This is a genomic window from [Bacillus] caldolyticus (genome assembly GCF_003595605.1).
In the GTDB taxonomy this organism is placed as follows: Bacteria; Bacillota; Bacilli; order Bacillales; family Anoxybacillaceae; genus Geobacillus; species Geobacillus thermoleovorans.
Window position 1 is genome coordinate 518,094 of sequence record NZ_CP025074.1, and the last position, 12,720, is coordinate 530,813.

Genomic DNA, 12,720 nt, shown 5'->3' on the forward strand with positions numbered 1-12,720 from the left:
GTTTATGTTTCTTGATGAATTTTTACTATCACCATGGTCATATCATCTTTTTGCATAGCGCCTTCCGTAAAGGTGTAAATATCCTCTATCACACGCTGCCCCGCCTGATGCGCTGGACAGCTGGCGTATTTTAATAATGCGCGGATAAGACGATCACGCTGAAATTGCTCCTTTTTCCGGTTTTCCGCCTCGATAATGCCATCAGTATAAAACAACACGACATCGTCCGTTTCAAGAGCGATCTCTTTTTCTTCATACACATATTCAGGGAACGCGCCAACCATGATCCCCAACGTCTTAGGAAGTTCAACGACTTTCCTTTCTTTGCTTTTCAACAGCAAAGGCATCATATGGCCGGCGCTCGCATATGTCAGAACGTTCGTATGCGGGTCCCAATCAGCACAAACTAGTGTGACAAACGATTTCAAGGAGCGCAAATCTTGACAGAGAGCTTTGTTCATCGCCGTCAGCGTCTGACTTGGGCTTTTACTGCTTTCTGAGGCGCTGCGAAACGCTCCGCGCGTCAAAATCATTAACATTGCCGCGGGAATCCCTTTTCCCATCACATCGCCAATCACGATACGGACTTTTCCGTTGCCGAGCGGGTAAAAATCATAGTAGTCTCCGCCAATCAACCTAGCTGGAATGGAAAGGCCCTTCACTTCTGCACCTTTTACATCAGGAACCGAGCCATTCAACAATTTCGTTTGAATATTTTTCGCCAACTGAATTTCTCGCTCCAGCCATTTCTCCATATCCGGTTTATTGGCGAGCGGCCGACCGTATAGATAGATGTTCTCACTGAAATACATCAAACCGCCCTCCCGGCAATCGTCTCCAACATCGTCAATAAACCGACCGTTTCTAAAATCTCGTGTATTGGCCCACTCATCCCTTTTAGTTCGATTGAAAATGAATGTTCGATGGAATGATAAATGATTTCCATGATCGCTCCAACCCCTGTAGAGTCAATAAATTCCAATCCAGAAAGATCAATAGTCAACCCCTTGATGCCTATAAGCTTTTGTATATAACCTTCCAATATATGGGCGGTCGATATATCAAGTATTCCCCTGATTTCCAAATTGGCTGCCTCATCATCGAAGTGCAACCCGATCTGTAACCCCATAGCAGCTGTTTTTCACTCCTATCTAAACAAAATTAAAGGATAAAACGGCTCATCTGTTGAAGCAGCGCATTAGAGATGTATGAAAGCTCTTTTGACTGACCATGAAGCTCTTTCAGTAAATCAGACAATTGGATCGTCATCTCTGTGACTACCGCCGTTCGGTCATTGGCGATCACTCTCATTTGCTCAACCTTCTCCAAAACAGTCATCACCTTTTGATCCCCCGGAAATGCTTTTAATACATTTGCCATTTCGTCTAAAAATGCATGGATTTCATTCAGCCATTCTCTCGATTGAAGCGTTGTTCCCACGGCCAACTCATACATTTTCTCGACCGACCGCGAAGCCTCTGCTTCAAGCACGACGGATGAACGCTGAGTTTTGACCGCCTGCTCCTTTACGTCTGTGACGAGCACATTCAGCTTTTGAACCATTTGATTCACATCGTTTGAAAGTTCTTCTAACTCGCTGCCATCCTTCACATGGCTTTTTACCGTCAAATCCCCAGCCGCCAACTGTTGCATTTGCCGTTTCAGTTTTTGAATGTTTTCATAAATGCGGTTAAAAAATGGAATCGTCACTACAAACAGCGACAGCAAAGACAATAAGCTTGAAGCGATTAAAATAATCGAATAGTTATAGAATGGCGCAGTCATTTTTTGATAGTCCAACACTAAATAAAGAATGCGATGATCGCTGATCGGCAGAAAAACTTTATACAGTTTTTCGCTGTTGACTTCTTGGACAGACAGTTTTTTTGCCGGATTGTCTACCAACTCTTTCATCATATCAATATCTTGTTTTGTATGGTACTTAAACTCGCCGTATTCTATTTTCTTCACCGGCGGATAAAAGTTTGTTTCCAAAGCAGGGTTTTTAAATACCGCCGCATTTAATACGGAAATATCCTTGATATAGGAGCTTCTTCGCTTGATTTGTTCGATCAACTGATCCGGACCCGCCTGCTTGGTGAACTGGTATACGTCCCCCGCTTGAATAAACGGGTTAATAATATAATCCGATCCGGGCGGATGATAGTAGGCGTACTTAAAAAAGCGCGGCTTGTCCTTATGGGAGCCGGATTGGACAATTGGGAGCACGAAGATGTTTTGGCTCGCATACCCTTCCTCCCCGGCAACCCGCGGCATTCCCCCTTTTAAGAGGGTGTCCGCGTATGCATACACGGTTTTTCCGTAACTTTTGGTGCTGAATCCAATATCTTTTGGATCCGTCGACTTCGTCGCTACAATATCGTCGCCCTTTCGTTCAAAAATCGTCAGCCCGGCCAGTTGAAACCTCTCTTTCATCTCTTCCAACTGCTCATGGCGAATATGTCGGGCTTCCGGCGTACGGAGAAGATCGCCGATATGCCGTGCGACCGCTACCATTTGCAAGTCAATTTGGTGCTCGATCATTTTCGACGCCAGCTCTGTTTCCTCGATCCCTTGCTCGACGCCGCGAGCTATGAGCAACGACTTTTCATAAATATCGGCTTCGATTTGCCGATTCATAAAATAAACTTGCAATATACCAAACAGGCACGCAATGACGATAAGCAAAGAAAATACTTGCACTAAAAACCGCTTTCTTAACGTTATTCGCCTCATCCATCCAACTCCTTCGCCTGCTATTCACGGGCAGCAATCCGCTTCGTCGCCAACTGCTGCAATTTGACTTTATCGGCCTTCCCTTGGCTGACCGGGATCTCATCGATGGTGAAAATATGATCGGGCACTTTATAAGAAGCGAGCCGCTCGCGGCAAAATGAGTAAAGATTCGTATCGCTTACATGTTCTTTCGGAACAACGAAGGCGACAATTTGCTCTCCAAAAATTGGATGAGGAATCCCCACAACCGCTGCCGCAAAAATGCTCGGATGACTGGCCAACAAACTCTCGATCTCTCCCGGAATCACCTGTTGCCCACCTTTTTTAATCATTTCTTTTTTGCGGCCGACGATTTCAATCGCCCCGCTTTCTGTCATCCGCGCTACATCTCCGGTATAAAACCATCCATCCCGGTAGGCTTCCTGCGTTAAATCCGGGCGCTGATAATATCCTAAAAATCCGTTAGGCGTCTTGACGACCAATTCACCGATCTCCCTTTTGTCCGGAGCATTGACGATGGCCGCCTCAACCCCTGGAACTAATTCCCAATCCATTCCTTGGCGAACATCGTTTTTGCTAAACATCACACCGCCAATCTCCGTCAAGCCATATATGCTTATGATGCGGCAATGGTCAATCGGCCGCACGGCTTCGATAAAATCGGCCGTAATCCTCTCCCCCGCCAACCCGATGAGCTCGAGCGGCTCGAGCACCGGTTTTTTCGCCAACAAGTACAGCGATCGAAATAGTGACGGGCTTGTCACCAACTTATTGACAGGATGGGTGTGCAACAGTCGAATGATATCGGGAAAGTGAAATGATTCAGTAGCAACAAAATGCAGCCGTTTTTTGATCGATACTACCATTAAACATAGCCCGAATAATCCTGAAAACGGAACTATCCCAAGCACTTTGTCCGATGCAGAAAGAGACAGCGCAGCAGATAACGCTGCATCGCCAAATTGGATAAAGTTGAAATCAACCATCACCCCTTTTGGGACCCCAGTGCTCCCTGACGTACACGCAATGATGTCAACAGGCTCGCTTTCAACCGGCTTAGGCATCCCGGCAACGACCGTTGCTTTCCAATGATCCCCTTTTACCGAATCATAAATGATCGTTTCCTCTCCCGTGCCATGAGCCCATTGGGAAACGGCATTGAAAAATTGAAAATTTTGATGTTGCCTGATGGTCAAAATCACATGCGGATTTATGAATTCGAGCAAGCGGGATAAATCTTCGCTTCTTAAAAACGGACTGATCGGCACAGCAACCGCTCCGAGGCGGTTAACGGCCAACAGTAAACTAAGGAAACTGGAAGCATATGGAATCATAAACGCTACTCTTTTTCTTTGGACGGGGCCGAGCTGCGTCAGGAGAGAACAGTATTTGTTTACTTCCTGCCGTATATCGTCTAGCGAATAGCTGCCCGTTTGCGACGTTAAAATCGTCTTATGAACATCTTCGTTTTTCCCTTCCTCAAATATCCATTTGTATAGCTGGCTCATATTATTTCTCCTTTCCCAACTAACGACTTGTACAGTCCACCAACGGTTCGGAAGTCCAAATCGTGAGGAATTTGCCCAATTTCTAACTGAAGCTTTTCAGCCAATACGACAAGCAAATGAACAAGTTGCAACGAATCAACCCCTAAGTCATTTTGAAACGAAGATTCGGCGGTTACTTGCTCCACCGGCACTTTTGCCTCTTCAGCAATCAATTGGCAAAAGTCAGAAAACCCCATCGATATCCCCCGCTATTCTTGAAACCATGATGCGGCATATCCGCGAATATAGTGCAGTTTATAATTGCAACAATGTCCTTCATCGTCGAATTCGAGCAGTTGTTTTCCAACGGGCAACCGATCATATAGGCGATAAATGTGCTCGCTTGGCACCATAGTATCCCGTTTTCCATGCACAAGCAAAACCGGATGGCGAAACGTTGTCCTTTCTAACTGTGGGAGCCAAACCGACCCCTTTTCTTCGCTGACAAACTGTACCCTCTCAACAAAATAGGCAGGCAGCTGAATTTCTTTACTCTCGAACGCTGGAGAAACAGCCGCCACTTTTCTCACTTTCGGATGGCCGCTGCTGTAAATGGCCCAAGAAGCGCCAGAGCTGGTGCCAAATACGCAAATCGGCAGCGAAAAGTGCGAAGATGTCCAGTCGATCAATAAATGAATAAACTGCTCCCAACGCCCGGCGGCGCCTTTTAAGCCGCTATGCACATACGTTTCGCCTTGGCCAGGGCCGTCAAAACTGACAGTCACAAACCCGTTTTGCAAAAAATCGTCCTCATATGTGAAAAGTTCTTCTTTCGTTGAATCAAGCGGATTGATGATAATGACCGCCCCTTTGGCCTTAACGGGCAGCCGAACCCTTCCAAAACACGTCTTACCCTCCACATCGAGTTGGACGTAATGAGTTTCGAGCGGCGACAGCTCATCAGCTATGCGGGCGGCTTGCAAGCTTTTTAACAGCCATTCCTTCTTTTCCTCATTCCGTTCCGGGATGATCCATTGCGCCAAATGGTAATAAAGGCTCGCCTTCCGCCAAGCGGTTTCCGCCTCCGCAGCCGGCAAACTCACCGCTCTTTCAGCCCATGAACGGGCGAGCGCCCCCCATGTTTCCACCCAGCTTTCTTTATCGACCAAAAAAGAGCGGATCGAAGAAATATCGTCCTTCTCCACCCCATGGACAATCCATCGGTCCCAAAAACCATCAATCCACTTGGCGGCGATGATCGTTTTTTGCATCGTCTTTAAGCAATCCGTTGACATTGGCTCCCTCCTCGGCGTAAAAAACTAAAACAAGCACGGAACCTTGCGAGGAAGTAGATAGAAACACTTTTTGGGCTATTCTCATGATTAACGTAAATCCCTGACCAAGCGATTTCTTTGTTGAATATCCGGATAGAAGCACCATTTTCGGAAGTTCCTTCATCGGGAATCCAGGTCCTTGGTCCTTCACAATCAACCGCAACTCCTTGCTTGCCTTGTCCTGGATCAGCGACATTTCTCCCCATTCCGCATGTTTAATGACATTTGTCACTGCTTCGGAGACGGCAAGCAACCAGCTGACAAGGGCCAATGGGCCAACGCCGAGAGCTTCAAACGCCTGCTTGGCCAACTCCCTGCATTTCGGAATGTCTGAGCGGGAGCGGATTCCGGCCCGGCAAATGATCGTTCCTTGTTCAAGCCGCCCCACTTCTTCCTCCTTAACGAGCAGAAATTTCCCTTGAGTGGCGGCGTGCATCACATCGCGGTATATTTCCCACTTTTTCTCATCAATATCACGAACATTGCATTTTGGCTGACAAGAACAGGAATGCGCAGGGCGGCCAAACAGCTCATCCTTGTATATGTCATACGCTTTTAACATGGCATTAGTGAAAATGGCTGTTTCGTTTAACTCCTTTATTTCTTGTTGAATATCCTGTCCATTCTCGCCCCACTCGAGCATCAATTCACTTAAATAAAGGACATAACTTTCCAAGTCTTTCTTGTTATTTTTAAATGTTTTCGTGGCTAGCGATTCATAAAAGAAACGATCCACACCCCGTGCCCTAATCCCAATATATTGGCCTAGTTTTCTAGCAAGAAACGCTCGTTTCGTTCGATGTAACAACTCCGGCAGCGGCAGCTCAGGCATGCAAAACAAGGGAAAAGAGGCCGTTTCTTCATCGGAGCGACGAAAGAAGCTTTTAAACAGTTTCGCCACCATCCCACCTTCTCTCCTATAATATTCCAAGAGGCGGGGTAATGACGATTTCGTCGATCAAGGCATCTTCCGGTTGGGCAAGCATGTAAACAATATGCTTCGCTAATGTTTCAACTGGAATCATTTGCTTGACATCCAGTTGATGGTCGATACGATCCCAAAAACTGCTTCTTACCGCCCCAGGAATGACGGCGGAAACATATACACCTTGGGCTCTTAACTCCGACTGAAGCACCTTCGTTAAACCGAGCACTCCAAACTTCGAGGCGCAGTACCCTCCACATCCTGGAATTGCGGTGACGCCCGCGACGGATACCATATTTAAAATTCTTCCTTTTCTCCGCTCCACCATATGCCGCCCAAAATGTTTGCAGCATAAATACGTTCCTCTTAAATTCACCGATATCATCGTATCAAACTCATCGGTCTGTGAATCGAGCACATTCGCAAACGTTCCGACCCCCGCGCTGTTAATCAAGGCATCGACCGAGCCTAACGTGCTAACCACATCGCATACAAAATCTTTGACTGAACGTTCGTCAGCAACGTCCACTTCCGCCAAGAAAACATTCCCGTAACTGCTGAACTGTTCTGGGCTCATCTGTTTTATCGTCCGGCTGCCTAACGCTAAATTAGATCCAAGTTTTGCTAGTTGTTTCGCCGTTTCATACCCAATGCCGCGACTTGCCCCCGTAATAACAATGTTTTTTCCTTTTAATGCCTTCATATCAAACATGTTTTTACTTCTCCTTATGCGGTCCGAAATATTCAAAATAGTTCTTCTGTGTCTCCCATAGTCCAATTTTATAAAGAGACGAAAGATACGGGGCAAGAAGCTCCCAAATGACGATCACTATATTCTCTGCCGTCGGGTTGATTTGCTTAAATTCATCTGTATCCAGGTTAAGATGTTTATGATCAAATTTCACTAAAACCTCCCTATTTACAATTTCATCTAATTCCGCTAAGTTTACCACCATCCCAGTAATCGGATCGGGTTTTCCGATTACAGTGACTTCCAGACAATAATTGTGGCCGTGGCCGTAACGATTATTGCACTTGCCAAATAACCTTTGGTTTTCTTCATTAGTCAATTGATCGCTATGCAACCGATGGGCGCTGCTGAAATAGTACCTTCTCGTCAATTGGACCAACTCTTGTTCCTCCTTGACTGCATAAAGCGTCTCATTTTCCTGCAGTTTCACTTTGCAAAGTTGACAGCAGCTAAATTTTCCTTGCAAAACATCCCAAATGTACGTGACCATCATCTCAGTCGTCGGAATATGTGTTTGAAAATATGGATGTTCTTGATTGAGAAATTTTCCGTCTAATTCGGCAGAAACTACTTCTTTCATAATGGCATCGACTTGAGTGATATTAACGACAATACCGGTGAGCGGATTGACAAGCCCTTTTACCGTCACGTCAAGCTGATAATCATGGCCATGCCCGTTCAAGTTGCTGCATAGGCCAAAAACAGCTTTATTTTTTTCCACACTCCAATCCTCAATCCAATACCGGTGTGCTGCCGAAAATGCAATTGTACGTGTTAAGTAAAGCAATATTTATACACCTGCCAACATTGATGTTTTGCTTATGTTAACTTACCCGGTTTTCCTAAAAGATACCCTTGCGCTGCCGGCACTCTCAAAAGCTTCGCTTGGGCGAGATCCACTTCTTCCTCAATTCCCTCTAAAACGAGCACCATTTTGCGGCCGCAGTAGCTTGCCAACAAACTGACCATTTTTTGTTTTTCTTCATTGGCTGCCAGCCCTTGAGCAAAGTACCGATCCAACTTCACATAATCAGGCTGCAATTCAATAATTTTTTGCAAGGTCGATGCCCCTTTGCCAACATCGTCAATAGCAATGTAAAAACCATACCCTCTCATCAACTCTATAGCTGCTTTTAACTCTCCATCCTTCCATATACCCTCTTCTTCTTTTGTCTCGTTCAATTCGAACACAATTCGGTTTTCAATATACGGAAAGCGTTCAACTACTCTTTCCAAAAACGGTTTAAATTCATGATGCAAAATAGTAGAGGGATATACATTCAAAAAAAGCAGCCTTCCCTTATTCTCTAAAAAAGGAAACTGAAAGATGGAACTTTCCAGCAGTGCGAGATCGAGTTCGTATAAACATCCTTCCTCCCGAGCCTTTTGAAAAAGATGCTCAACGTTATTGATCCCGTTTACCCGCAACAGCGATTCATATCCAAAGATGCTCCAGTTAAACAAGTCCCACAGCGGCTGGTAAACATGTTCAAACTGTCGTTTGTCGATCATTTCTCTGATAGAGACCGGGATCACGCTTTCACTATCCTTCCATAGTCATTTAATCCTATACACACCATCGATGAATGGGACAATTCACCTAATACACCTTTTGTTTTAACCTTAACCTTTTTTCATGTACCTGTCTAACTCCATTCTCGCACATGAAGCATCTATACAGACTTTAGAAGCACACAAAAGGACATATAAAACCTTTTTTTCGACTTTTTACGACATGTTCAACTCTCGTTTTCGTTATTTTTTGTCATAAAATGCAAAAACGCCCCTTACTTATGAGGGCGCTTTTCCTCCCATATGTGTATTAGTTTTTCAAGAAACACGTTTACCTCCAACGGTTTTGTCATGTAATCCGTAAATCCTGCTTTTAAAGCCCTTTCAATCTCTTTTGGTACCGCATTGGCACTGAGCGCAATCATCGGAATATGCTTTGTTCGTTCATCGCTTTGCAACATCTCCAACACCGTATATCCGCTTATATCTGGGAGATGAATATCGATGAGAATCAAATCAAACCAGCCACTGATAGCCTTTTGCAAGCCTTCGCCGCCATTGCAGGCAAACGTTAACAAAAGATTGGGAAACGGCTTCAAGATATGCTCCAACAGTTTCAAGTTGGATATATGATCTTCGATGTATAAAATTTTTTTGTTTCCAAGCTTCAATAGCCTCTCCTGATTCACCGGTTTGTTTCGTGATGAATGCGGCCAGCTGTGAAAATAACTGACAGCCGGAAGACTGAACGAAAAGTCGCTTCCCACGCCCAACTTGCTTTTCACCTCAATCGTGCCGCCCAAAAGACGGATAATCTGCTTGACAAAAGCGAGCCCAATGCCATTGCCGTCGACATGAGTGCCTTTTATGCGATAAAATGGTTCAAAGATATTTTCTTGTTCTTCATCCGGGATGCCTATCCCATTATCTTTTACATGTATAACCACTTTTTCCTGATCATATTTCCCTTCAATGAGGACGGTACCGCCATCACGATTGTATTTAATGGCATTGTCAAGCAAGTTTAATAACACTTGTCTCACTCTCGTCGCATCTGTGTATAAATACACTTGTTCACTGAAGCTCGATCGAGCTTGAATGTCGATGTTTTTCTTATTGGCTAACGGTTCGACTAATTTAATGCTTTCTTTAATAATGTCGTCTGGATGGACTACATCATAAGTTAAGGGCAGCCTTCCTGTTTCGATCCTTGCCAAGTCTAACATTTCGTTGATTAAATTTAATAAATGGCGGGCACCTCCCAATATTTCTTGCACAAACTCCCGCTGCCGGCCCTTTAAGGAAGGATCCATCTCCAACAATTGGGCGAACCCTAGCACTCCGTTCAATGGCGTTCGAATTTCGTGGCTCATGCGTGAAATTAAATTAGATTTCGCCTGGTTGGCCTTCTCCGCCTCCTCTTTTGCCCGCAGCATCTCTTGTTCCATCATTTTTCTTTCTGTAATATCGATCGCCGAACCAACCACTTCAATCACTTTGCCATCTTTTTTTATGGGACGTAAACTGACTAAATAATCAATCCCGTTTATATTCCCCTCATAGTACAATGTTTCCCCGGTTTCCCATGTATACCGATAATATTGTTCTTTTTGATCGGCAATAGGCTCCGGTAAAAAATCATGTAATCTCTTACCTAGCACTTGTTTAGGATCTATGCCGAAATCATTGAGTAACTCCCCTCCGCATAACGTATGAATAAAACTTTCCTCTCTTTTCACAAATTTAAAAATCATGCCTTGCTGCTGGCACATGGCATTCCATAAATCTCGTTGCACTTTTTTGATGCGCTCCTGATATTTTATTAGCTCTGTAATATCTTTTCCCACCACAAACAACCCTATGACATCTTTCTTTTCCACTATCGGAATAAAAGTAAACTCCATGATGACTCTTTCTTCCCGAGACGTTTTCACTGAAGCCTTAAAGAAACATGATTGACCTTTTTCTACTTTTCTTAAGCATTCATCAATTTTTTCATCATCATGCTCATAAAATAGGTCGTATAAACTGGTCAACGGTGCATCTTGATGAACATGCAGGATCTCCATCGCCTTTGGATTGATGCTTACAATTTCCCCCTTAAGGTCAGCAGACAACACAAGATGCGGATTGTAATCGACTAAACATTTGTAATGAGCTTCAGTAAAGTTTTTTTTTTTCGCAAAACTTCACGCCGTTCGAGATAAGCAATTACATTAGTCATGATCAATATAGCCATTGTAATAAAAGCGAGGATGTAAGCCAAACTATTAACCGAAATCAAGGATGCCGATTCCGCTCGCATTATTTCTTGGCCATAAGGCAGTTGGAACAATGTTCCTTTCATCGATATATAATGCATTGCTGCGATTCCTCCTCCCAGGACAACGGAACGAACCGCCTTTTTTAAAAACTGATCGTTCTTTACACGGCAGGCAACAAACAGGATAAACAATGTCAAAAACGAAGCGAAAAATGAAATAGCGATCGACAGACAAACAAAAAACGGATGATGATGCATAGACATCTCCGTTTTCATAGCCGCAACCCCTACGTAACAATGGAGTCAGCCATCCAACATTGTTGCGATGGATCGTTATGACCTATATTTAAGAAGCTGTTGTTTCACAAAAAAAAAGACGGGCAACGGTCAAGCGTCCGTCCTTCCTGTCTTAATCAATTATTCAGCGCTATACTTCCCTTACTTCCTCAATATGTGACACATCTCCTTCAACGGCCACGTGAAACGTCCCACCGTCAACTTCAATGATCGTCACACTCGTGCCGTACATATACGGCGGCGACCACAGGTGGTCAAGCGGCGTGTCTTTGAACGCCGCCATGAGCGTTTTCAGCACGACGCCGTGAGTGACGATTAACACCGTTTCTCCCTCGTGCCGATCAACGATGCTCTGCACCGCTTCAAGCGCCCGCTGCTGCACGTCACAAAACCGCTCGCCTCGCTGTGGAGCGTACAGATGGGGCGCGTTCCAAAAATGGTCGAACGCGATCGGATCCATTTGCCGAATCTCGTCATGCGTCTTTCCTTCCCAATCGCCAAGATGAATCTCGCGCAGCCGCTCGTCTTGATAGATCGGAATGAGCCGCCCGCCGCGGACAATCTCCGCCGTCTCAAGCGCCCGGCCGCTTGTGCTTGTGTAAATCGCGGCCAATTCCACCGCTTCAAGCCGCTTTCCAAGCCGCATGGCGTCTTGCCGCCCTTTTTCCGTGAGCGGCGAGTCTTGCCAGCCTTGCATCCGCCTTTCGACGTTCCACTTCGTTTCCCCATGTCTGGTCAAATACAAGGTTGTCGCCATGTCTTCCCTCATGTCTCCTCTCTATTAATCTACCTCTCATTCAACCGCCCGCTCAGGCAAGCGAAACGCAACAGATCCGCTTTTGTCCGTTTTCATCTCTGCTTGAATGCCTTTTGGCAACACTGCCATTGGATCTGTATGGCCAAAATCGGCATCATACACAACCGGAAACTCGTACCCGCGTGTCATCCGCTTCGTTTCACGAGTTTCGTTAACTCGATTCTTTCCGGCGTTTCGATGCGCTCGATGGCACGAAACCCATGGCGTTCGTAAAAGCGAATGGCCGGCGCGTTGCCGCTTCCGGTCGTCACGACGATCTCGCTTATCGACGGCTCTTGCTTGATGACAAAGTCGAGCAACGCGCTGGCGATCCCTTGGCGGAAACAATCCGGATCGACCATCAGCCGGCAAAGGCGAAGCGTCTTCCCATTCCGCTTGCAAGCGATCGCCCCAACGAGTCGTTCCCCTTGAAAATAGCCGAAAAAGCGCTCGCCGCATCGTTGCAGAGAAGCGATCGTATCGTGAAGCGGCGGGAGCGCCGTGCTGCCGATGATCTGCGCCTCGATCGTATACGCGCGCCGCTGTAGGTGCAGCACCTTAACGGCCGTTTCGTCGTCTGCTATGTGAAGTTCCGCAATCATGCTCCTCTCCCTTTCGA

General features: G+C 45.6%; 15 protein-coding genes. All 15 read right to left on the minus strand.

The window, feature by feature from the left end:
* Positions 1-2: 2 nt before the first annotated feature.
* The 15 genes from CWI35_RS02790 to CWI35_RS02860 all read right to left on the minus strand — a co-directional run bounded on the left by CWI35_RS02790 (position 3) and on the right by CWI35_RS02860 (position 12,703).
* Positions 3-812: a PP2C family protein-serine/threonine phosphatase gene (locus CWI35_RS02790; protein ID WP_023634116.1), complete on the minus strand. Its 810-nt coding sequence runs from the start codon at positions 810-812 to the stop codon at positions 3-5.
* The gene (locus tag CWI35_RS02795; protein ID WP_011230973.1) at positions 812-1,129 is read right to left on the minus strand and encodes an STAS domain-containing protein; all 318 of its coding nucleotides are present in this window, start codon (positions 1,127-1,129) and stop codon (positions 812-814) included. The genes CWI35_RS02790 and CWI35_RS02795 overlap by 1 nt, the downstream gene beginning before the upstream one ends.
* A gap of 32 nt (positions 1,130-1,161) precedes the next feature.
* Positions 1,162-2,736, minus strand: coding sequence for a HAMP domain-containing protein (locus CWI35_RS02800; protein WP_119877464.1), 1,575 nt, complete (start codon positions 2,734-2,736; stop codon positions 1,162-1,164).
* A gap of 20 nt (positions 2,737-2,756) precedes the next feature.
* Positions 2,757-4,244, minus strand: coding sequence for a class I adenylate-forming enzyme family protein (locus tag CWI35_RS02805; RefSeq protein WP_023634118.1), 1,488 nt, complete (start codon positions 4,242-4,244; stop codon positions 2,757-2,759).
* Complete coding sequence (locus tag CWI35_RS02810; RefSeq protein WP_023634119.1) at positions 4,241-4,480, minus strand: phosphopantetheine-binding protein; 240 nt, start codon at positions 4,478-4,480, stop codon at positions 4,241-4,243. The genes CWI35_RS02805 and CWI35_RS02810 overlap by 4 nt, the downstream gene beginning before the upstream one ends.
* Positions 4,481-4,492: 12 nt before the next feature.
* The gene (locus tag CWI35_RS02815) at positions 4,493-5,518 is read right to left on the minus strand and encodes an alpha/beta hydrolase (RefSeq protein WP_011230969.1); all 1,026 of its coding nucleotides are present in this window, start codon (positions 5,516-5,518) and stop codon (positions 4,493-4,495) included.
* Positions 5,460-6,461, minus strand: coding sequence for an ATP-binding protein (locus CWI35_RS02820; RefSeq protein ID WP_011230968.1), 1,002 nt, complete (start codon positions 6,459-6,461; stop codon positions 5,460-5,462). The genes CWI35_RS02815 and CWI35_RS02820 overlap by 59 nt, the downstream gene beginning before the upstream one ends.
* Positions 6,462-6,474: 13 nt before the next feature.
* A complete protein-coding gene (locus CWI35_RS02825; RefSeq protein WP_011230967.1) occupies positions 6,475-7,194 on the minus strand; it encodes an SDR family oxidoreductase in 720 nt (239 codons plus the stop codon).
* Positions 7,195-7,198: 4 nt separating this feature from the next.
* Positions 7,199-8,020: a 6-carboxytetrahydropterin synthase gene (locus tag CWI35_RS02830; RefSeq protein WP_119877465.1), complete on the minus strand. Its 822-nt coding sequence runs from the start codon at positions 8,018-8,020 to the stop codon at positions 7,199-7,201.
* A 32-nt stretch (positions 8,021-8,052) separates the two neighbouring features.
* Positions 8,053-8,769 (minus strand): EAL domain-containing protein, encoded by a 717-nt coding sequence (locus tag CWI35_RS02835; RefSeq protein WP_011230965.1) that lies wholly within the window; start codon positions 8,767-8,769, stop codon positions 8,053-8,055.
* 251 nt (positions 8,770-9,020) lie between these two features.
* Positions 9,021-10,865, minus strand: coding sequence for a PAS domain-containing hybrid sensor histidine kinase/response regulator (locus tag CWI35_RS02840; protein ID WP_119877466.1), 1,845 nt, complete (start codon positions 10,863-10,865; stop codon positions 9,021-9,023).
* A gap of 20 nt (positions 10,866-10,885) precedes the next feature.
* Positions 10,886-11,284 (minus strand): MHYT domain-containing protein, encoded by a 399-nt coding sequence (locus tag CWI35_RS02845; protein ID WP_119877467.1) that lies wholly within the window; start codon positions 11,282-11,284, stop codon positions 10,886-10,888.
* A gap of 151 nt (positions 11,285-11,435) precedes the next feature.
* Complete coding sequence (locus tag CWI35_RS02850; protein WP_031212871.1) at positions 11,436-12,062, minus strand: histidine phosphatase family protein; 627 nt, start codon at positions 12,060-12,062, stop codon at positions 11,436-11,438.
* A 36-nt stretch (positions 12,063-12,098) separates the two neighbouring features.
* On the minus strand, positions 12,099-12,251 hold the full coding sequence (locus tag CWI35_RS02855) for a peptidase U61 (protein ID WP_013145567.1): 153 nt from the start codon (positions 12,249-12,251) through the stop codon (positions 12,099-12,101).
* On the minus strand, positions 12,248-12,703 hold the full coding sequence (locus tag CWI35_RS02860; RefSeq protein ID WP_011230961.1) for a GNAT family N-acetyltransferase: 456 nt from the start codon (positions 12,701-12,703) through the stop codon (positions 12,248-12,250). Before CWI35_RS02860 ends, CWI35_RS02855 begins: the two co-directional genes overlap by 4 nt.
* Positions 12,704-12,720 lie beyond the last annotated feature (17 nt).

What these genes read in the sequence shown, in the direction of transcription:
- CWI35_RS02810 (WP_023634119.1), bottom strand. Translation starts at nt 4,480, where the DNA reads ATGGGGTTTTCTGACTTTTGCCAATTGATTGCTGAAGAGGCAAAAGTG.
- CWI35_RS02790 (WP_023634116.1), bottom strand. Translation starts at nt 812, where the DNA reads ATGTATTTCAGTGAGAACATCTATCTATACGGTCGGCCGCTCGCCAAT.
- CWI35_RS02855 (WP_013145567.1), bottom strand. Translation starts at nt 12,251, where the DNA reads ATGACACGCGGGTACGAGTTTCCGGTTGTGTATGATGCCGATTTTGGC.
- CWI35_RS02820 (WP_011230968.1), bottom strand. Translation starts at nt 6,461, where the DNA reads ATGGTGGCGAAACTGTTTAAAAGCTTCTTTCGTCGCTCCGATGAAGAA.
- CWI35_RS02825 (WP_011230967.1), bottom strand. Translation starts at nt 7,194, where the DNA reads ATGTTTGATATGAAGGCATTAAAAGGAAAAAACATTGTTATTACGGGG.
- CWI35_RS02805 (WP_023634118.1), bottom strand. Translation starts at nt 4,244, where the DNA reads ATGAGCCAGCTATACAAATGGATATTTGAGGAAGGGAAAAACGAAGAT.
- CWI35_RS02800 (WP_119877464.1), bottom strand. Translation starts at nt 2,736, where the DNA reads ATGAGGCGAATAACGTTAAGAAAGCGGTTTTTAGTGCAAGTATTTTCT.
- CWI35_RS02860 (WP_011230961.1), bottom strand. Translation starts at nt 12,703, where the DNA reads ATGATTGCGGAACTTCACATAGCAGACGACGAAACGGCCGTTAAGGTG.
- CWI35_RS02815 (WP_011230969.1), bottom strand. Translation starts at nt 5,518, where the DNA reads ATGTCAACGGATTGCTTAAAGACGATGCAAAAAACGATCATCGCCGCC.
- CWI35_RS02845 (WP_119877467.1), bottom strand. Translation starts at nt 11,284, where the DNA reads ATGAAAACGGAGATGTCTATGCATCATCATCCGTTTTTTGTTTGTCTG.
- CWI35_RS02795 (WP_011230973.1), bottom strand. Translation starts at nt 1,129, where the DNA reads ATGGGGTTACAGATCGGGTTGCACTTCGATGATGAGGCAGCCAATTTG.
- CWI35_RS02850 (WP_031212871.1), bottom strand. Translation starts at nt 12,062, where the DNA reads ATGGCGACAACCTTGTATTTGACCAGACATGGGGAAACGAAGTGGAAC.